This window comes from Acinetobacter sp. GD03645, from assembly GCF_029845285.1.
GTDB classification, from domain to species: Bacteria; Pseudomonadota; Gammaproteobacteria; order Pseudomonadales; family Moraxellaceae; genus Acinetobacter; species Acinetobacter corruptisaponis.
In genome coordinates this window covers 260,470-281,234 of the sequence record NZ_JAOCLL010000002.1, presented here as the reverse complement: position 1 = coordinate 281,234, position 20,765 = coordinate 260,470, and the positions used below count along the sequence as shown (strand labels likewise).

The window sequence follows — 20,765 nt, the reverse complement described above, 5'->3', positions numbered from 1 at the left end:
CATCAGGGTGGATTCCTTAGCGTCTGTGAAAGATCAGCAGACCCTATATTCTCTCTGGAGAGAATTAGAAGCGGTATGCACCACGGATACCATAGGTATTGTAGTCATCACCGAAGCCAATACGACCTTCAAGGCTGACCTGCTGGTTGAAGAATTTCTTCGCAGAAATACCCCACTCATCACGATCAGTTAAGTCGTTGTTGTAGTAGTCAGCGCCGACACTGAGGGTCTTGTCAAGATAGTAGTCACCCTTAACTCGGTATTCATCCAAGTCACCAAACGCACCGTAGGCTTCAAGGTTGACATCATTGCCACCTACCTGAGTCACGTACTTGGCACGCACGGTTGGGTCTGCACCATCTTTACCATCTTTTTCATCGTAGCCAGTCACACCCAATGCAAGCAACAAGCCTGGTGCTGGTAAATAACCCACTTCAGCGCCATAAGTTGTTACTTTTCGATCCACTGGAGTGTTGTCCACTTCAAGTTCGGTACGGCCCAAACGACCACTTAAGTAAAAGTCGCTGTTCGGTACGAAGTATTCAACCCCAGCGCCATATTCAGAATTTTTCACACCGCTATTGCTGGCGTAGTCAATCTTTGCATTCACGTTGCTGGCACGGTTTAAGAACGCAGCCTCAGCAAGTGGTGCGTTACGGGTTTGCACGGGATTGAAATAATAAGTCCCATCCACACCAAAATTGTTTGTGCTATCAAAATCGTCCCAATCTGTATAGGTATATGAACCACCCACTTCAGCTTGATACGCATGAGCGGTTCCTGTCACTGCAAGTACAGATAAAAGTGCCGATGCAATTGCTAATTTTTTCATGGTTATGCCCCTTTTGAGATAATGAACCAAGTGAATATTGATTACACGTTTTGTTACAACTTTTAGTCTAGTGGAAAAAAAATGATCGTCAATCGCTGGAAGGTAATTTAACATTAAAAATGTAAATGACTTGTAAAATTGACATTTTATCTTTTTGATTATTATTAATAATTTTTAAATGTTTTGATTTATTAAAACTTAGGAGATATTGTGTACATTGGTGTTTTTCGTGTAATTTTTACTCATTTCTATGAAAAAAACAGATAAGCATAAATATTAATCCATCAGAAAAACTGTCCTAAATATTAGGGTCTGTTGACATTTCACAGATGCTTGCGACAGAGGACATTTTTTAGATGATACAAGGCATGACTTATGAGATTTAGCCATTCTAAATGAATAAGGCATAACGCAGTAGCAGCAAAAAATGTCCCTGTCCCGTAGGGTTATGGCTAAAATTTCCCTAAACTTCGTTATGAAACTTGGCAAGGGAGTCGCCATTGCCTGCGTTTCATGCCTTGTTTATGTCGTTTTAGCCTATAACGCAATGCATGGCTGATAATGTCAACAGACCCTATCTTTATCAATAAAACTTGTCGGAATCAGGTGGCTGTGTCGTATAGGGCAGTTATGTTAAAATAGTGAATTGTGTGAAAAATATTGAGAGAAAAGACACGTGGAAATTAATCCGTATCTAAACCAATTGAAAGATTTAACTGATCGTAGCCAGACACTACGGGGGTATCTTTGACTACGATCTAAAGGCTGAGCGTTTAGAAGAAGTTTTAAGAGAACTAGAAGACCCTGCAATCTGGAATGATCAAAATCGTGCCCAAGCGATTGCCAAGGAAAAGGGCAGTTTAGAAAATACTTTAGGTGTGTTTGACCGTCTTGCGGAACAGTTGGACGATGCCAAGGCCATGCTGGATCTTGCGGTTGAGGCCGATGATGAAAGTTTACTCACCGATGTGCAGGCCGAATTGGACAGTGCCGAACAGGCATTGGGAAATCTTGAATTCCGCCGTATGTTTAGCAATCCAATGGACCCAAATCCTTGCTTCCTTGAAATCCAGTCAGGTTCAGGCGGGACAGAGGCACAGGACTGGGCATCCATGTTATTGCGTATGTATCTGCGCTGGATTGAACGTCATGGCTTTAAGGCTGAATTGATGGAAGTCTCTGATGGTGATGTGGCGGGCATTAAGTCGGCAACCATTCGTGTTGATGGCGAGTTTGCCTATGGCTGGTTGCGAACTGAAAGTGGCGTACACCGCTTGGTACGCAAGTCGCCATTTGACAGTAACAACAACCGTCATACTTCATTCTCGGCAGTGTTTGTATCGCCAGAGATTGACGACAACATCGAAATTGACATCAATCCATCCGATGTCCGTACCGATACCTACCGTGCGTCGGGTGCGGGTGGTCAGCACATTAACAAAACTGACTCTGCGGTACGTTTGACCCACGCCCCAACAGGCATTGTGGTGGCGTGCCAGAACCAGCGTTCACAGCATGCCAACCGTGACCATGCCTGGAAACAGTTACGTGCCAAACTCTATGAACTGGAAATGAGTAAACGTAATGAGGCGGCTCAGGCGCTGGAAGACTCCAAGTCGGACATTGGCTGGGGTAGCCAGATTCGTTCTTATGTGCTGGATGATTCTCGCATCAAAGACTTACGTACAGGGATTGAAAATTCAAATACCAAAGCAGTTTTGGATGGCGATTTGGATAAGTTCATTGAAGCAAGTTTAAAGCAGGGTCTATAAGTTTAGTCAGCTTAAAACGGCAATCTCGTTCAGCACAGGTTTGTTAATCGAAAAAATATGATATTAATATCGGAAAAGATGGATATTAATATTTATAAAATTCGATATAATGAATTCAGGTGCTGAACAAAGCTTTGCCTGTTGAGAAACGTGGTGAGTCTATGGATATTGATGTAATCAGCAAGGCCTTAGCCAATCCATTACGCCGACAGATTTTGCAATGGCTGAAACAGCCTGAGCAATTTTTGCCTGTGCAGGAATGTGGTGGCAGTTTTGAACGTGGCGTATGTGCAGGGCACATTGAACGTTTAGGCAAGGTGGCGCAATCGACCATGTCGAATCATTTGTCTGTGTTACAACAGGCGGGTTTGATCAAGGTTGAGAAATATGGACAATGGTCATATTTTACCCGCAATGAAGCTTTGATTCAGCAATACATCGAACATTTAAAACAAACACTTTAATACCGTGTTGCATAAGCCCAGCACGACTGAAAAAGTGAAGTTGAGGCGATCATGGCTGAACTAAATTCTACGCTGCAAGTGGGTGATTTCACGGTTAAAAACCGTCTGGTTTTGGCACCCCTGACCAGAGCGCGCAGTGGGGCGGAGCGTATTCCAAATGACTTGATGGTGGAATATTACCAGCAACGTGCCAATGCAGGTTTAATCATTACTGAAGCAACGGTGATTAGCCCAAAAGCGGTAGGTTATGCCAATACTCCAGGTTTATGGTCACAGGAACAGGCGCAGGCATGGCATAAAATTGTAGATGCGGTGCATGCACAGGGTTCAAAAATCGTGGTTCAGCTTTGGCATGTGGGACGTATTTCACACCCAGACCTGTTGGATGGCGACACGCCAGTGGCGCCGAGTGCAATCCAGCCCGCAGGTGAAGTGAGCTTGCTTCGTCCAAAACGTCCTTTTGTCACGCCTCGTGCTTTATCGCATGAAGAAATTCAGGATATTGTCGCGCAATATAAGAATGCTGCTGAACTTGCCAAAGCGTCTGGTTTTGACGGTGTTGAGCTACATGCGGCCAATGGCTACCTGATTGACCAGTTCCTGCAAAGTTCAACCAATATACGTGAAGATGAATACGGTGGTTCAATTGAAAACCGCGCCCGTTTACTTCTACAGGTGGTTGATGCCTTTATTGAAGTATGGGGTGCGGGTCGAGTGGGTGTGCATCTGGCACCGCGTGGCGATTCACATGACATGGGGGATGACAACCCACTTGCGACTTTTGGTTATGTGGTTGAACAGCTTGATCAGCGCAATGTTGCCTTTATTTTCACTCGTGAATATGAGGCGGAAGATAGTCTACAGCCGCAACTGCGCCCTAAATTTAAAGGCGTTTGGATTGCCAATGAAAACTTAACTGCCGAATCAGCGAATCGTATTTTGGCTACTGGACAGGCGGATGCAGTTTCATTTGGTAAACCTTATATTGCCAATCCTGATTTATTGGAACGTCTGGAAAATGATTTGCCTTTAAATCAAATTCAGTTCGAAACTTTATATGGTGCAGGTGCAGAAGGTTATACCGATTATCCTGTTTTTGAACAACTGGAAGCATAGGCTGCGTTTTTATTCGGCATGGTTTCCATCATGCCCTGTATCATTCTCATAAAAATATGAATATCGGGTGGATGATGATCTGCCCGATATTCATTTAATTTTAAGTCTTGCTTTGCTGCACTACCGCCTGTTCACTTCGATTCTTATAAAAATCCAGAATCACATTGGAAAAATCATGCACCATCAGTTGCGCAACACGATTGGCATAGAAATTCACTTCGGTACTGATGCGATAGTCTATTTTTAAGGTCACTCTGGTTTGTTGCGGATTGATTGGGGTCAGTTCAAAAGAGGTATATTTAAGATCAAAATACTTCCCTCCAATACTGACATGATCATCCAGCGCACCTTTGGGAATTGAATCTGGCGCAAAGCGATAGGTCCAGCTTAAATATTGGTTCGGTTTGGACTGCTGGATGATTTCATCAAAATGAATATCTTTTTGCCAGGTCGAATAACGAATCAGCCCCTCATCTGTGGTTTTGGTGATGCCTGAAACAGGATAGGGCACACCGATGGAATACAGCAGGCTGGGTTTAAATTCCTCTGGTCGAATATCATGTGCATGGTTAAGCTGATACCAAATCACTTCAGCAGGTGCATCAACCACAATGCTTTTTTCCACCTGATCATAATGCAGTTGGGTTTTCTCTGGTAAGGTCAGCAGGATAAAAGGCAGCAAGGCAATGCTATAAATGGCTTTATTCGGTTTCCAGATAAAATGACACAGCCATTTCATCACGGCCGCACCCAGTAGCATGCCCACAAATAAAATCGGGGTCATGATCGCCACACAAATCGCACCCTCATGCAGCACAATGATGGCAAACAGCAGCAACACCACCAGAAAAATACAAATCACTTTAAAGGACTGCACAAAGGAAACTGCATGCTGATAGTTCTGGATATAGGCGATCAATGCCCCAATGATAAACGGAACACCGATCAGGAAACTGGCGGTCATCAGCGCTTCAAGATGACTGGCAAACAGCGCCCATAGGCAGCACAGTAGCGCCAACAACAAAAAAGGCAGCATGATTTTAATCGGGCTACGTGCTGGGTAATGACTTTTTTCTGGTTGGGGTGGTCTAATCTGGTCGGACCAATCAGGCTGCATGGTTTTTCTCAAAGCTATTCTTGTTGGTGTATTAGCCTATCATTTTTTGTTTCAGCCGATTGGGTCAATGGTCGTTTCCACAATTATAAATTGTCAAAACCCCATCAATTTCCGCATAATGGGCTGAGATGAAATGGTAATGTATGGTCTAGGATGGCGCAGACACAGACAACACGACAAACCCCGTTCTGGTATAACTTTTTACTGGCGTGTCTCAAGCCGCTCTATCGCTGGAAAATAAGACAACGGGCGGAAAATGAGGTGCTGTTCCAGCAGGAATGTGTCGAGCGTTTCGGGCCTTTCCAGCCAGCTAAAAATGTCAATGCAATCTGGTTTCATGTCGTGTCAGTGGGTGAGACCAATGCCGCACAGCCCTTGATTGAGCATTATTTAAAACAAGGTCATGCGGTGTTGGTGACCAATACCACCAAGACAGGACAGGCACGAGCCAAGTCATTATTTGCTGAAAAATATTCAAATTTATTTCAGGCAGTATATTTACCAGTTGATCAAAAGCCTTTACTCAAGCAATTTTTCAATCTCTACCAACCTCGACTGTTGGCTTTGGTCGAAACTGAAATCTGGCCAAATTTGATTGCGGAAGCACGGCAGCAAAATATTCCATGTATCTTGCTGAATGCCCGACTTTCTGAAAAATCGGCCAAAGGCTATGGCAAGGTTCTTCGCCTTACCCAGCCGATGTTACAGCAACTGACTTGGTTGCTGGCACAGGATACCGCAACGCAACAGCGTTATGTGGCATTAGGTTTGGATCAGGCCAAAAGTCAGGTGGTAGGCAATATTAAATTTGATATTGCTGCACCGCAATCTTATATCGAACAGGCTGAGCAATTGAAACAACAGTGGCAATTGGCAGACCGACAGCTCATCGTGCTTGCAAGTACACATGCACCTGAAGAAGAAATTTTACTCAAGCAATTACAGTCCCATTTACAAACCCATCCAGAGTTATGTTGCATCGTTGTACCTCGTCATCCTGAACGTTTTGATGAGGTCTATAGTGTCTGTCAGCGTTTAAATTTAAATACCCAGCGTCGAAGCCTAAACCAAACGATTCAACCAGATACACAGGTTTTTCTTGCCGATAGTATGGGTGAGATGTGGCTATGGTATGCCTTGAGCCAGGCCTGTTTTGTCGGTGGTTCATTGAATGAACCTGGGGGAGGACACAATATTCTGGAACCGATGGTGCTGAATATTCCAACGGTGATTGGCCCCCGCTATTTTAATTTCCAGAGTATTGTCGATGAGTTTGTGGCAGAACAGGGCATCCTGATTGGGGAAAATGCCGAGCAGGTGGTACAGCAGCTTTTAGGTTATCTGAATGATCAATTCCAGACTCAGCAATTGGTTACTCACGCCCAGCAGGTGTTGCAGCGCAATAAGGGTTCTCTACAAAAACATATCCAGTTGCTGGACCACTATTTACAGCAAACCGCATCATCATGAATATTGTTTTACTTGAAGCTGAACAAACCCAATCCGAGTTCTGGAAAATTGAAAATCCAAGACAACTGCAACATTTAAGCCAGCATATTCAGTTAAATGCTGGAGATACCTTAAAGGTCGGTGTTCGCAATGGTCAGCGCCATCTCACTGAAGTTGTAACGATTTCAGAGCAACATATTGTACTCAGGCCGATTCAGGTCGAAGCCGTACCTGCAAAGTTGCCTGTGCATTTGATTCTGGCATTGCCACGTCCCAAAGTGCTGCGCCGTGTCATCATGGATGCGGTGACTTTGGGCGTGGAGCGAATTAGCCTGATTCATAGCTATCGGGTGGATAAGAGTTATTGGCAAAGCCCATTTTTACAGCAACTCAATGATTATGTAACGCTAGGGCTGGAACAGGCGGGTGACACCATCGAACCAGAAATCCAGCTTTACAAAAGGTTTAAACCTTTTGTTGAGGATATATTGCCAAGCTTTATTTCAGGACAACGGCCCGCCTATGTGGCACATCCCTATGCAGAACAGCAGATGCCATATGCAATCCAGCATTCATGTAGCCTGATCATTGGGCCAGAAGGCGGCTTTATTCCGTATGAAGTCGATTTACTGCAAAAAAATGGTTGCCAGGCCATGAGCCTTGGCAACCGAATTTTGCGTACTGAAACAGCGGTATCGTCTATTTTAGGTCGGTTGTTTGTCTGAGCGCTCGGCGTTGTCTGACTGATCGCCACGATCGACTTTTACTTCCTGTACAGGGTAGGGAATTGAGATACCCTGTTCATCAAAGGCTGCCACCACCAGTTCCTGAATCTCGCTGATTGAGGTTCCAGTTGAGGTTTCGGTGGTGTTGACCCACCAGCGTACCGTCAGGTTAATCGAGAAGTCGGCTAGTGCGGTAACATTCACTGAAAAGGCAGGCTGACTCAGCACGTTACGGTTATGGTCCAGAATCTTCAGGATAATGTCCTTGGCCTGCTGGATATTGTCTTCATAGCCAATGCCCACCATAAACTCACAACGGCGGCGCTGGTAGGCATTGTTCACCGTTACGGCACTGGTATAGACCGTTGCGTTGGGAATCACGATACGGCGACCATCTGGAGAACGCAGGAATGTGGCACGAATCTGGATATCCTCAACATTGCCCTCCATGCCATTCACCACAATGTCATCGCCAATGCGGAAAGGTTCCCCCAGCAGAATCAGCACGCCTGAAAGTAAATTCTGGAAGATGTCCTTAAATGCAAAACCAATGGCGACCGAACCAATCCCCAGCGCCCCAATCAGTTGGCTAGGGGTAAAGCCTGGAATGGCAATCACCAGCGCGATCAGGAAACCAAAGAACAGGATAAAGGTGCTGCCGACCCGATTCAGTACCAATACCAGGTTTTGGCGGGTGTAGCTGCGATTTTCCAGCGTTTTGCGAATAAAGAACTTAAACAGCTTGGTCAACAGCCAAAAAATGATAAACACCGCAATCGCGATGCAGATATAGGGAACCCGCTGCCAGAAACTGTCGATGATCTTGTCAATCGTGGTATAGGCATCATGGTATTTTTCAGTATGGGCCAATACAGTCTGCGTGGTTTTGGCACCTGCCTGCTGGATCAGTTCACCTGTGTCCTTGGCGACATTGGTCAGGGTTGTTTGTTCATTTGCCACAGAAAAATCTCTATTTCGCAAAGTGGGAATGGAAAGGGGAAGCAATCATAATGAATTTATCGCAAATATGCATGTAAAGTTCAGTTGTTGTTTCACCCCACTTATGCTCTGGAAACCTAGAAGTATCCAGTGGTGTTCTGGATAATTTGTGTTGGCCCCTCCCATAAGTCTGGGCTGGCAAAGTAATAGAAAAACACGAAGATAAACAGCATCATCAAGATACTCAGGATGATCATGATCCATGCCAGCAACTTTTCCCAAGTGGTGGATGGACGGACATCGCCATAATCATTGCGATAGGGCGTACCTGGCGCAAGCAACACATAGAAGGTAAATAGCAACTGGATAAGGGGAACGAGCAGCAGCAGGCTCAGCCAGCCTGTTTTATTGAGGTCGTGTAGACGACGAATCAGGAAAATAATCTGGAAATAAACCGTTGCAAACCACAGTGCAATCATGGCGAATATCATAAGGCCTGGAAATGCGGAAAGCATGGGGGTGTCCAGATTGACATTGTGAATACTGACAATGCCAGTGAACAGCATAAGGAAGATCAAAACCGCCATGCAGGTCAGGCTGAGCAGGCCATACCAGCCCAGATAGCTGAGTCGGTTAAACCGCCCCTTGGCGGATAAGGGATGGTCATTGATGGGCTGTGTCTGGGAGGAGAGTGTGGGATTCAACATCATATTTTCCTATTTTTTGTTTATTAAATCTTTTAAGGTATGGGCAATGATCAAAATAATCACTTATTTTAAAAACAAAAAGCATAGACAAGCAGTTCAAATTTAAATTATTTTGAGTAAATTTTTGAAAATAAACTGATCGTAACATTCCTACGACCAAAGCCGCATTGTTTAGTCTTGTAAATGGTGTCCATACTGCAAGAGAGAACAAAACATACCAGAAGAATAGATGTGATCATCTAGGGTATGAAATAAAAAACCAAGGAAGTAAGCTATGAAAGAAATCTACCCAGTGCCTGATAAATTCAAAGAAACGGCAAGAATCTCGGAAGCAGACTATTTCAAACGTTACCAGCATTCCATTGAGCAGCCTGAAGCATTTTGGGCGGAAGAAGCGCAAAAGATTGACTGGATTAAGCCCTTTACCCAGGTCAAGAATACCAATTTTAGTCAGGATGACTTCAAGATTGAATGGTTTGCTGATGGTGAGCTGAATGTCTCCGCAAACTGTCTGGATCGTCATCTCAAGGATAATCCATTAAAACCTGCCATTATCTGGGAAGGTGACCATCCATCACGCCATAAAATCATCTCCTTTGCCGAGTTGCATGATGAGGTGTGCCGTTTTGCCAATGTGTTGAAGAAACAGGGTGTGGTGAAAGGTGACCGTGTGGTGCTGTACATGCCAATGGTGCCTGAAGCGGCGATTGCCATGCTGGCATGTGCCCGCATTGGTGCGGTGCACTGTGTGGTGTTCGGGGGGTTCTCGCCCGATTCACTGGCCAGCCGTATTGAGGACAGCCAGGCCAAACTGGTGATTACTGCCGATGCGGGAATGCGTGGTGGCAAGCTGATCCCATTGAAGGAAAATGTTGATGCCGCCCTGGACATTCAGGGAACGGACAGTGTAGAGAACGTGATTGTGGTACACCGTACAGGCAACCCGATTCAGTTCAATGAGGCGCGTGACATCTGGTATCATCTTGCCATTATGGAAGTGGATGAGCACTGTCCACCTGAGCCGATGAAGGCGGAAGACCCACTTTTTATCCTTTACACCTCTGGTTCAACAGGCAAGCCAAAAGGGGTGCTGCATACCACGGGTGGTTATCTGGTTTACGTCAACACCACTTTTAGGGAAGTGTTTGACCTTAAAGAGGATGATGTGTACTGGTGTACCGCAGATGTGGGCTGGATTACAGGCCATAGCTACCTGCTGTATGGCCCACTCAGCAATGCCACCACAACAGTGATGTTTGAGGGGATTCCACAGTATCCAACATGGGCGCGTATCGGCCATGTGATTGACAAGCACAATGTCACCATCCTCTATACCGCACCAACCGCCATTCGCGCCATGATGCGTGAGGGTGATGCCTATGTGCGTGAAAGTGACCGCAGCAGCCTGCGCCTGTTGGGTTCAGTTGGTGAGCCAATCAACCCAGAAGCGTGGAACTGGTACTATGAAGTCGTTGGTGAAAGCCGTTGCCCAATTGTGGATACATGGTGGCAGACTGAAACGGGTGGAATCCTGATCTCACCATTGCCAGGTGCAACCGCATTAAAACCAGGTTCGGCAACCCGCCCATTCTTTGGGGTGCAGCCTGCCCTTGTTGATGGTGAGGGCAATGAGCTGGAGGGTGCCAATGAGGGCAATCTGGTGATTAAAGACTCATGGCCAGGCCAGATGCGAACCATCTGGGGCGATCCAGAGCGTTTTATTGAAGCCTACTTCTCCACCTTTAAAAACTGCTATTTCACTGGCGATGGTGCGCGCCGTGATGAAGATGGCTACTACTGGATTACTGGCCGTGTGGATGATGTCCTCAACGTTTCAGGTCACCGTTTAGGCACAGCCGAAATTGAAAGTGCGTTAGTTGCACATGAGGCTGTTGCCGAGGCTGCGGTGGTTGGAATGCCGCATGACATCAAGGGACAGGGGATTTGTACCTTTGTCACCTTACAGGCTGATGTGGCTGAATCGGAGGAATTGCGCAAGGAACTGGTCAACTGGGTGCGTAAGGTACTTGGGCCAGTGGCAACGCCTGATGCCTTGCACTGGGCACCTGCCTTGCCAAAAACCCGCTCAGGCAAGATTATGCGCCGTATCCTGAGAAAGATCGCCGCCAATGAACTGGATACACTGGGTGATACTTCAACCCTTGCTGAACCAGCAGTGGTGGATGCCCTCATTGCAACGGTTTATCCAGACAGATAAGCCTTACCCAAATAATAAAAGAAAAGAGCGTTCAAGTGAACGCTCTTTTTTATGAGCAGTGTTTAATGGTCAGCCAGGAAAGTTGAAACCTGCCGAAAATAAAAAGCCCCAAGCCGAGTCTTGGGGCAATAATACTTGCCATTACTTTATTTTTCTTCTTATCAAGGCTAAAACCGCGTTATTGTTTATGCAACGTGGTTTAGATTTTTTTGTGGTTTTGGATGGAGGCGGGATTCTGCCGCATCCAGATCAGGTACTGCCGCTGAGGGAAGCACATCCGCCTGTTCAATCTGTTTGTTAATACCGAGATTCTGGTTGGCCTGTTCAGTTTTTGCCCTGGTTGCCGCCGCACGTTGACCCTTGGCAGGTGCCCATTCCAGAATTGGTAGGGCACGTGCCACAGCCAGGGTCACACGGTCTGACAGTTGCTCACTTTTTACCGTGTATTCAGGTGTAAAGTCGCGATCAGTGGCATATACACCAATCGGCAGGGTCTGTGCCTGAAAAAAGCTAAATAGCGGACGTAGCTGATGCTCCAGCACCAGTGCATGCCGATCACTACCGCCTGAAGCCGCCAGCAATACAGGAACATCGACTAAAGCAGTCTGTTCAACAAAGTCGAAGAAGTGTTTAAATAAACCAGTGAATGATGCACGGTAAACGGGTGTGCCCACAATCAGGGCATCTGCCGCCTCAACTGCGGCAAGGTCATCCTGTACACGCTGTGGCAGTTGGTTGCGGTAAATGGCGCCACCCAATAAAGGACCAATTTCACTGAGTTTAATGAAATGTACCTTAATGCTGATCGCTTCTGAAAGTTCATCAAGGATGGCCTGAATTAAACTTTCAGTTTTAGAGGGACTATTTAGCCCCCCTGAAACGGCAACAATGTTGAGGGGAGTGGTGATTGTCTTGTGATTTGGCATGGTTGGGCCTGGGCAGTTTTCCTGAATTGCCCCTATTTATCTACCTGAATATGCTGGCTGTAAAATAAGGAAATGCTGCAAGCTTATCTTTTTTATCGATATATCTAAAAATAACGATAGGCTTGAAGTTAGTTGGTTTTAATTGCATGTTTCTATTCAATATTTCTTTAAGGGCTTTATTCTTGAATAAATAGGATATGGATTATATAAATATTCGATTTATTTTGCTGGAAAAGGAAATAAATCAGGTCTTGTGCTTGACCTGCGGTTTATTTAAAAATAGGCTAGGATAGATTGAATTTGAATAAACACAGTACATTGACGTACTTACAGATTGCGTAAAGCGCTTATGAATATTTTAATTGTAGATGATCATCCCTTATTTAGACATGCGTTGATTCAAGCGGTTCGTTATAGCCTGCCACAGGCACAGATTCAGGAAACGGCCGATGTTGACGAATTCTATGCGCGGCTGGAGCATGGGGCGGAACCCGATCTGGTGTTGCTGGACCTGAATCTACCAGGTGCTTCTGGATTTTCTGCGCTGGTGTATGTACGGGCACAGTATCCAGCGATTCCAATCATCATTGTTTCTGCCCATGAAGAAGTGTCGATTATCCAGCGGGCAATTGCACACGGGGCAATGGGATACATTCCAAAATCTTCACACCCCAGCCATATTGGCGAGGCCATTAAGCAGGTGTTGGAGGGTGAGATCTGGCTGCCACCGAATTTACCGACACATGCGGGATTTGACCCAAGGGCTGCGGACGAAACCGCACTGGCAGAGCGTTTACAGTCACTGACACCGCAGCAGTTCCGCGTGTTGATGATGGTGGCTGAGGGATTGCTGAATAAACAGATTGCCTATGACCTGGAAGTGTCCGAGGCAACCATCAAGGCGCATGTAACCGCCATTTTCCGTAAACTTGGCGTACAAAACCGTACTCAGGCAGTGCTGGCAATCAGTGCCTTAAATATCGAAGACAAGAAGATGTAGTCGAGAGCAGGTGAGAACTGAATGACTTTTCCAATTTCTCCCTAAAATAAAAAAACCAGTTCAAAATGAACTGGTTTTTTTATGATCAATCTGGGTTCTGGACAGAACTACAATTCAATCTTAGAAACGTAACTTCGCATTTACGCCAACAGTTTGCATATCTGCGTCAGAACCTACAGCATTTGCATTTACATAGCTTGCACCAACCGCAATTGCTGGAGTGATGAAGTAGTTTACATTCACACCCCAAGCTGAGTCTGGTGAACCAGCAAAGCTAGATTCAGCATAAGAAACGCCTGCACTAAGTTGTGAGTTTAGGTACAAATCAGTTTTTAACTCGTACGCAGTGTCTTGACCGTAAACAATACCTGTTTCAAAACCAATTGACATTGGAGTACCTGTGATTGCACCAACGTATTTAGTACGTGCAGTGATCGCATCCTGGTCATCGGCAATCGTCGCTGTCTCACCAACCGCTTTGGCAAAACCACTGTTTAGGATTGTGAACGTATCTAAAGATGTTTGTTCAACAACGTTGGTATAACCTACAGCCACAAGGAAATTTGGTGCGATAACAGAACCAAACTCAACTGCCCAGCGTTGACCACGGTCATCAGAAAGACCATATTTACCGTCATTGTCAGTTGCGCTGTAGCTTAAGCTTGCATATGCAGGCATATATGGAGTTGGCAGGTAAGCTTCAGCCTTAATACCCACGTTTTGGGATTTAACGTCGTCAAGGTTTGCAAAGTTATATCCAACAGCAACATTTGAAGCCTGGTTAAGGAAAGCAGCTTCTGCCAAAGGACCTTTAGATGCATCTACATTATTGAAATAGTAGGTTGCCTGTCCACCCACAGTAAAGTTGTTATAATCTCTGTTTTCATCATTTGAATCTAGGGCTTCAGACTGACCTTGAATTTCGAATTGGTAAGCGTGAGCACCGGTCATGGCTAATACTAAAGCAGTGGCTAAACCGAGTTTTTTCATACGAATTTCCAGCATTAATAAAAAAAAGATATACATCTAAAAACAGGATTCATTGTATTGTAACAAAATATGAAGTCAATGTAATAAATGGGTTACTCCGATAAACGAACAATCAAGGGCTAAGGGTTGTTTAAAAAATAGACAAATATATTTTATTTTGTCAACCTGACACGAAATATATAACTAACAATTAGATAGATGAAATTTTCATCTTTGAAATCGCTGTAATAGGATGGTCATAATTCCATATTTTAATTGATTTATTCGATATTATTGATCGTTTTTTACATTTAATGTGGGCGGAAAAATTACATAATTAAGCTTAAAAAGTGTGAATAGAATCTACTTTTCCTGTGTTTATGCGGTTTGTTTTTTATAATTTAAGTAGATTATCTGAATAAGATAGATAAAACCAGGTTAACAAAAGGCTGGATTTTTTAAAATGGATTAACAAAAACGATGAAAAATGTAAATCTGATCTATTTAATCGACTTTACTTTTTGAGATGTGGTTCACATAATAGTGAGCAAGAGGTGTGGTATTTGCATTTTACCTCATAACATTTTCTCGAGTATTCGATGTGTCATGCATCATTGTTTACTAGCTCGGCTTTCCCCAAGGCTGAGCTTTTTTTTTTGCCTATTATTTTAGTCATTTAATATGCAATTAAATGAGAGATAAAAGACTGGGATTCGAACAGGTTGGTGCTCCAAGATTATTTTTTATGATCTGGGAGAATCACGTATGGGTTGCCGAAAGAAGCATAATTTTCCCATAAAAAAAGACCCAACCTTAATTTGAAAGATTGGGTATTAGAAAAGGATGTTTCAATAGAGGGGAGAAAACATCCTTGAGGGTTTATGGATCAAAAGGACTCTTTGGAACTGGTTAAATTATTGCCTGTTTCGGCAGATATGTGAAATTGGTAATTTTCATCTTATGGATTTAGTTTCCCGATGAATTGGCATTTTACTTCCACTAAAGAAGCACCTAAATCATGACAGTACAAATTAAAATTCAGGTAGAATCATTGTCTGTTTAAAAATCAGCCGAAATATTCCTGAGAAGCGCAAGGTGTATGCATGGAACGTAAGTTAAAGAATGAAAAATTACGTTCAGAGCAAATCAGCCTGCGCCTTTTTGCCTGTATGGTCGTGATTATCTTATCGATCCTCTATATTTCCATTCCGCTTATTATCCATAGTGATCAAGAATATATTAAAACCCAACAGGTACTGACTGAAATGACCAGTTTGCGTGCCTTGGTGAAAACCGCCAACAAAATTTCCAGGGAACGTGCCCCCAGCAATAAGCTGATGTCGAGCCAGCCAGATGAACTGGAAAACAACAGGAAAGAATTACAGGCATTCAGGCAGGTGGTGGATGCGCAAATCAATGAAACCATCCTCACACTACAAAAAAATGGCTTTGATTCAATCGCGCTACAATTGAGGGCGGATTTAAAACCAAAACTGGCACAGGGACGTAAAAAGGTCGATGCCTATGCCGAAATTCCAGCTGATCAACGTACTTCTGCCCAGCTTGACCATGCAATTGTGTCAATGTTTAAGATTTGGGATAGCAACCGTAAATTGCTCAATGTGTTAATGACCCAGTCGAAAACCAAAGACAGCAAGATGTCGAATTATTTTATTTCGATTCTGGTGTTGACCGATATGCGTGATCAGGCAGGGCGGGTTGCTTCGAACATTATGGCACCTGTTACCTTTGGCGAGAAAATTTCTGACGAGAATCGGGCACGTTCCCTACAAACCCAGCATCAGGCACAATATTTTTGGACAATGGTGGATGCCATTCAGCCACAAAATGCAAAAACCTCTGAATATCAATATTTATATCGACGTGTAAAAACTGAGTTTCTGGATCAGGGTCTGCCTCTCATCGTGAAACTGCTGGATGAAAGCAAGAATAATGAAGCCTACTTCTTAACTGGAACGCAACTGACGGAACGTATTGTTGATAAGTTCATCACGGTGATGGACTTGCAAAACTATATTCTGGACTACAGCATTGAAGTTGCCACTGAACAGCATAAAAGTGCCAGACATCAATTGATCTTTACCCTGTGTATTTCCAGTCTTTGCCTGTTGATCGCGATTTTTACCATGATTTATGCAAGGCAAAGGGTTTTTAGCCCACTGATCAGGGCCAGAGATATGATTCTAGGCTTATCAAATACGCCTGATGAGCAGCAGCCGAGCAAACCTCAGCAAGAATTTGTTTCCCTGTTTGAGGCGATAGGTAAGCTAAAAGACATGCTGCAACAGCGTGACATGATGGAATTGCAGCTTAAACAGATTGCGAATTCTGATGTTTTAACAGGTGTGTCCAACCGTTTGGCCCTGGATGAATATATTGGTATCTTGGAATCACAGCCTGAGTCTTTGGCACAAACCTGTGTGATTGTGGTGGATATTGATAATTTTAAATTCGTAAATGACCAGTATGGGCATATTGTTGGTGATCAGGTGATTGTCATGATTGCGGATCAGTTAAAGCAGCATGTACGTTCATCTGACCTGATTGTGCGTTATGGTGGTGATGAGTTTTTGGTGGTGATTGAAAATATCCAAATGGATGTGGCAAAGGCGATTGCTGAGAGTATTCGTTTGGGTATTTCAAAAGAGCGTATTGTAATTTCTAATATGGATGAAGCGATTCAGGTTTCGGTCAGTATTGGCGTGGCGATTGGTGCAGGAAGCTGGTTGGAGCTTTTGGAAAAAGCCGATCAGTCGATGTTAAGGGCTAAGGCAAAAGGTAAAAATGTGGTGGAGGGGTAAAGTGGGTTTAATAATATGATTTTTATCGTTATTCTAAATAAGTCAGCGAATTTAAATCTGCTGTTGTTAGCATGCAAGATAATTAAAAAAATTGAGTTTTGCCTGTGCTGCCGAAAGACCAAGAAAAATTGTGTAAGATAATTTATTCACCCGACCATCATAAAGACTGGCAGAAGATAGCTCGATCCTCTAAACAATATGATGCTAATGATATTGCCCAAAATGCTTTTCTATTTGTTATAGACAAGTGGATGGATGAATTTGATTTATGCAATCCTAAACATTGGGTTGAACTAAAACAAAAGATGTGGAGTCTTTATGGTCATGGCGTTGATCGTGTGCTGAAAAAAGCATTGAGTATGGATCAAACTTCTCGAAATGATCCAGACGAGGCAATTAATCCAATTCTTTTGGGTATATCATCTCCAACATCAACTGAGCCATTACAGGGTATGATTGATGCCGAGGAACAGCAAATATTACGAAAGAAGCAGGTAAAGCAGATTCAAGAAAATAGTTTTTCGATGGCTTTAGCCTATGTTCAGCTATTTGAAAGTCTAAAACCTAAATTACTCAAATATACCTATTTAAATATCGCTGATTATATGAAAATGTCTTATTCATGGTTAAGGCAATGTTTAAAGCGTGCTGAGAAACTCCAGCAAACTCAGCATTCCTTGTTTGATAATATTGAGTATGCACCAGCTCAACATTTAGGGAGTTGGCGTAAATTCAAGCTAGAGAGACAAAATCAACCTAAATTTGCGCCAGTATTTAAGAACCAGTTAAATTTATTTCAACATCGGCTTTAAGAATCGCCCTGTATGTGAAATCTCAACTTCAGCAACTTGCTCAGGTGTACCTTCTGCAATGATCTGGCCACCACCCGAACCACCTTCAGGCCCTAAATCAATCACCCAGTCAGCCGTCTTGATCACATCCAGATTATGTTCAATCACCACAATCGTATTGCCCTTGTTGCGAAGCTCATGCAGGATATCCAGCAACTTGGCAATATCATGAAAATGCAGGCCAGTGGTCGGCTCATCCAGAATATACAGGGTTTTACCTGTATCACGTTTTGCCAGTTCACGAGCCAGTTTTACCCTTTGCGCTTCACCACCTGAAAGTGTAGTCGCTGCCTGACCCAGACGGATATAACCCAAACCTACTTGCATCAAGGTTTCCAGACGACGGTGAATCACGGGAATCGCGCTAAAGAACTCTGCCGCATCCTCGACGGTCATTTCCAGCACATCGGAAATGTTCTTGCCTTTATAACCCACTTCCAGCGTTTCGCGGTTATAACGCTTGCCATGACAGGCATCACAAGGCACATACATATCAGGCAGAAAATGCATCGCCACCTTGATCATGCCATCGCCTTCACAGGCTTCACAACGCCCACCTTTCACATTAAAGGAAAAACGGCCTGCACTATAGCCCCGTGCCTTGGCTTCAGGTGTCTGCGAAAACAATTCACGAATCGGGGTGAATAAACCTGTATAGGTCGCAGGATTCGAACGTGGCGTACGTCCGATCGGGCTTTGGTCAATATCCACCACTTTATCCAGATGCTGTAAGCCGTCGATTGAATCAAATTTTTCCGCAGTGAGTGTGGTTGCGCCATTCAGCTGTGTGGCGGCCAAAGGCAACAGGGTGCGGTTAATCAGGGTTGATTTACCAGAACCTGACACACCCGTGACACAGGTCATAATACCTAATGGGATGGTCAGATCAACATTTTGCAGGTTATGTCCACTAGCGCCAGACAGCTTGATCACTTCATTTGGACGAGGTGATTGGGTACGTTGTTTTGGCACTTCAATTTTTAACTTACCTGAGAGGTATTGACCTGTGAGTGAGTCAGCGTGATTGGCCAGTTCCTCATAGGTTCCTTCGGCAATGATGGCACCGCCGTGAATCCCCGCACCTGGACCAATATCAATAATATGGTCAGCGGCTCGGATCGCATCTTCATCATGCTCGACCACCAATACGGTATTGCCCAGATCACGTAAGCGAATCAGGGTTTGTAACAGGCGATCATTATCACGCTGGTGCAGGCCAATGGATGGTTCATCAAGCACATACATCACGCCCATTAAACCCGCACCAATCTGTGAGGCGAGACGAATACGCTGCGCCTCACCACCTGACAGGGTTTCAGCCGAACGTGCGAGACTTAAGTAATTAAGTCCAACACTGACCAAGAAATGTAAACGCTCACGAATCTCCTTAAAGATTTTATCGGCGATTTCACCTTTGGCACCTTCAAGGTTCAGGTCCTGATAATAGTTTTCAGCATCGCCAATCGACATCTTAGTGATTTGTGCAATGGTTTTATCCTTGACTCGAACATGACGTGAGATTTCATTCAGACGTGAACCACCACAGGCATCACAGGCGGCATTGGAAAGATATTGAGCCAGATCATCACGAACGTAGTTTGACTCAGTTTCACGGTAACGACGTTCCAGATGTGGCAGGATTCCTTCAAACGGTTGCACACGGGTGTGCTTACGACCACGTTCATCAATATAACTCAGGTCGATTTTCTCTTTGCCTGTGCCTTGCAGGAATTTTTTCTGCGTATCCTTATCCAGCTTATTCCACTGCTCATCCAGACTAATGCCAAAGTGATCAGCGACTTTTTGCAGCATGGTGTAGTAATAAGGACGCTGTCTGTCCCAACCTCGAATTGCACCCTGGCTGATGGAAAGCTCAGCATTTGGAATCAGTTTTTCTGCACTGAAATGGCTACGTGTGCCTAGACCATCACAGACAGGGCAGGCACCAAATGGATTGTTGAATGAGAACAAACGTGGTTCAAGTTCAGCCACCGCACGGTCACATTCAGGACAGGAGTGTTTTGCCGAGAACACCCGTTCAGGATGCTCACCATTCATCCATGATAAAACCGCTATATCGCCGCCTAAACGTAGAGCGGTTTCAAAGGATTCTGCAATACGGTTGCCAAGGTCATCCCGTACCTTAAAGCGGTCCACCACCACTTCAATGGTATGTTTTTTCTTTTTGTCCAGTTCAGGCGGGGTATCAATATCAATGATTTCACCATCAACACGGGCACGAACAAAGCCCTGACCCTGTAACTGTTCAAATAGCTGGGTATATTCACCCTTGCGCTCACGCACCACAGGCGCAAGCAGCATCAATGCCGTGCTTTCGGGCAGTGCCTTGACTGCATCAACCATTTCGGAAATGGTCTGGGCCACCATTGGCAGGTCATGTTCAGGGCAGTATGGCGTACCGACACGTGCATACAACAAACGTAGGTAGTCATAGATTTCGGTAATGGTTCCCACCGTCGAACGAGGATTGTGGCTGGTCGACTTTTGCTCAATCGCAATCGCAGGGGATAAGCCCTCAATTGAATCGACCTCGGGTTTTTCCATTTGCGAAAGGAACTGGCGTGCATAGGCCGAAAGCGACTCGACATAGCGGCGCTGACCTTCGGCATACAGGGTATCAAAGGCGAGCGATGATTTACCTGAGCCAGAAAGTCCCGTAATCACCACAAATTTGTCACGTGGTATATCGAGTGACACATTCTTTAAGTTATGGGTACGTGCGCCTCGAATACGGATATGACTTTGACTCATAAATACATCTCGAAATTGTGCGAATAAAACGTGTATATAATAGCGATTTAAAATTGTTCAAGCTGTAACAAAACGATTTTAAACGT

The 20,765-nt window shown here is 44.4% G+C and carries 16 protein-coding genes; 9 read left to right on the top strand and 7 right to left on the bottom strand.

Translation table 11 applies throughout. The features are described from left to right. Positions 1–64: 64 nt before the first annotated feature. Positions 65–832: a putative porin gene (locus tag N5J47_RS02790; protein ID WP_004769952.1), complete on the bottom strand. Its 768-nt coding sequence runs from the start codon at positions 830–832 to the stop codon at positions 65–67. A gap of 676 nt (positions 833–1,508) precedes the next feature. Between N5J47_RS02790 and prfB the strand changes: the two genes are divergently transcribed. The 3 genes from prfB to N5J47_RS02775 all read left to right on the top strand — a co-directional run bounded on the left by prfB (position 1,509) and on the right by N5J47_RS02775 (position 4,184). Further along, positions 1,509–2,604 (top strand): peptide chain release factor 2 gene (gene prfB, locus N5J47_RS02785; RefSeq protein WP_279958774.1). Its coding sequence is split into 2 segments (ribosomal slippage): positions 1,509–1,580 and positions 1,582–2,604, totalling 1,095 coding nucleotides; the frame shifts between segments, so codons are not numbered across the junction. A 161-nt stretch (positions 2,605–2,765) separates the two neighbouring features. After that, positions 2,766–3,068 (top strand): helix-turn-helix transcriptional regulator, encoded by a 303-nt coding sequence (locus N5J47_RS02780; protein ID WP_038346460.1) that lies wholly within the window; start codon positions 2,766–2,768, stop codon positions 3,066–3,068. A gap of 51 nt (positions 3,069–3,119) precedes the next feature. Then, a complete protein-coding gene (locus tag N5J47_RS02775; protein WP_279958773.1) occupies positions 3,120–4,184 on the top strand; it encodes an alkene reductase in 1,065 nt (354 codons plus the stop codon). Positions 4,185–4,284: 100 nt separating this feature from the next. On the opposite strand, the gene N5J47_RS02770 is transcribed toward N5J47_RS02775, so the two are convergent. Continuing rightward, positions 4,285–5,301, bottom strand: coding sequence for a hypothetical protein (locus N5J47_RS02770; RefSeq protein WP_279958772.1), 1,017 nt, complete (start codon positions 5,299–5,301; stop codon positions 4,285–4,287). A gap of 153 nt (positions 5,302–5,454) precedes the next feature. Here N5J47_RS02770 and N5J47_RS02765 point away from each other — a divergent pair, with 153 nt between their 5' ends. Beyond that, positions 5,455–6,771, top strand: coding sequence for a 3-deoxy-D-manno-octulosonic acid transferase (locus N5J47_RS02765; RefSeq protein ID WP_279958771.1), 1,317 nt, complete (start codon positions 5,455–5,457; stop codon positions 6,769–6,771). Further along, positions 6,768–7,475, top strand: a complete 708-nt coding sequence (locus N5J47_RS02760; RefSeq protein ID WP_279958770.1) for a 16S rRNA (uracil(1498)-N(3))-methyltransferase — start codon at positions 6,768–6,770, stop codon at positions 7,473–7,475. The genes N5J47_RS02765 and N5J47_RS02760 overlap by 4 nt, the downstream gene beginning before the upstream one ends. Here the strand turns inward: N5J47_RS02760 and N5J47_RS02755 are convergent. Both N5J47_RS02755 and N5J47_RS02750 read right to left on the bottom strand, forming a co-directional pair. Continuing rightward, entirely contained in the window at positions 7,455–8,435 is a 981-nt protein-coding gene (locus tag N5J47_RS02755; protein WP_267980861.1) for a mechanosensitive ion channel family protein, read from the bottom strand. The genes N5J47_RS02760 and N5J47_RS02755 overlap by 21 nt on opposite strands. Positions 8,436–8,551: 116 nt before the next feature. Next, entirely contained in the window at positions 8,552–9,121 is a 570-nt protein-coding gene (locus N5J47_RS02750; RefSeq protein WP_279958769.1) for a DUF805 domain-containing protein, read from the bottom strand. A gap of 274 nt (positions 9,122–9,395) precedes the next feature. Here N5J47_RS02750 and acs point away from each other — a divergent pair, with 274 nt between their 5' ends. Then, the gene (gene acs, locus N5J47_RS02745; RefSeq protein WP_279958768.1) at positions 9,396–11,339 is read left to right on the top strand and encodes an acetate--CoA ligase; all 1,944 of its coding nucleotides are present in this window, start codon (positions 9,396–9,398) and stop codon (positions 11,337–11,339) included. Positions 11,340–11,524: 185 nt separating this feature from the next. On the opposite strand, the gene msuE is transcribed toward acs, so the two are convergent. Next, positions 11,525–12,265 (bottom strand): FMN reductase, encoded by a 741-nt coding sequence (gene msuE, locus N5J47_RS02740; protein WP_279958767.1) that lies wholly within the window; start codon positions 12,263–12,265, stop codon positions 11,525–11,527. Positions 12,266–12,614: 349 nt separating this feature from the next. Here msuE and N5J47_RS02735 point away from each other — a divergent pair, with 349 nt between their 5' ends. Next, the gene (locus N5J47_RS02735; RefSeq protein ID WP_004678977.1) at positions 12,615–13,265 is read left to right on the top strand and encodes a response regulator transcription factor; all 651 of its coding nucleotides are present in this window, start codon (positions 12,615–12,617) and stop codon (positions 13,263–13,265) included. A gap of 120 nt (positions 13,266–13,385) precedes the next feature. On the opposite strand, the gene omp33-36 is transcribed toward N5J47_RS02735, so the two are convergent. Continuing rightward, on the bottom strand, positions 13,386–14,255 hold the full coding sequence (omp33-36, locus tag N5J47_RS02730; RefSeq protein ID WP_267980857.1) for a porin Omp33-36: 870 nt from the start codon (positions 14,253–14,255) through the stop codon (positions 13,386–13,388). A 1,082-nt stretch (positions 14,256–15,337) separates the two neighbouring features. Here omp33-36 and N5J47_RS02725 point away from each other — a divergent pair. Together N5J47_RS02725 and N5J47_RS02720 are read left to right on the top strand one after the other, a co-directional pair. After that, positions 15,338–17,056, top strand: coding sequence for a GGDEF domain-containing protein (locus N5J47_RS02725; protein ID WP_279958766.1), 1,719 nt, complete (start codon positions 15,338–15,340; stop codon positions 17,054–17,056). Positions 17,057–17,160: 104 nt separating this feature from the next. Further along, entirely contained in the window at positions 17,161–17,868 is a 708-nt protein-coding gene (locus tag N5J47_RS02720; RefSeq protein ID WP_279958765.1) for a hypothetical protein, read from the top strand. Here the strand turns inward: N5J47_RS02720 and uvrA are convergent. Further along, positions 17,848–20,679 (bottom strand): excinuclease ABC subunit UvrA, encoded by a 2,832-nt coding sequence (gene uvrA / locus N5J47_RS02715; RefSeq protein WP_279958764.1) that lies wholly within the window; start codon positions 20,677–20,679, stop codon positions 17,848–17,850. The genes N5J47_RS02720 and uvrA overlap by 21 nt on opposite strands. Positions 20,680–20,765 lie beyond the last annotated feature (86 nt).